Origin of the sequence: Bacillus sp. SA1-12, assembly GCF_000981385.1 — a bacterium.
In the GTDB taxonomy this organism is placed as follows: domain Bacteria; phylum Bacillota; class Bacilli; order Bacillales; family Bacillaceae; genus Metabacillus.
Map to the genome: position 1 here is coordinate 1 of NZ_LATZ01000108.1, position 333 is coordinate 333.

Sequence of the window (333 nt, forward strand, 5' to 3'; positions counted from 1 at the left end):
TCCCCGGGGTAGCTTTTATCCGTTGAGCGATGGCCCTTCCATGCGGAACCACCGGATCACTAAGCCCGACTTTCGTCCCTGCTCGACTTGTAGGTCTCGCAGTCAAGCTCCCTTGTGCCTTTACACTCTGCGAATGATTTCCAACCATTCTGAGGGAACCTTTGGGCGCCTCCGTTACATTTTAGGAGGCGACCGCCCCAGTCAAACTGCCCACCTGACACTGTCCCCCGGCCCGATAAGGGCCGCGGGTTAGAATTTCAATACAGCCAGGGTAGTATCCCACCGACGCCTCCACCGAAGCTGGCGCTCCGGCTTCTCAGGCTCCTACCTATC

General features: G+C 58.0%; 1 rRNA gene. It reads right to left on the reverse strand.

The annotated features are described in order from the left end of the window. Window positions 1-333 (reverse strand): 23S ribosomal RNA (locus WQ54_RS18040); the annotation flags it as partial.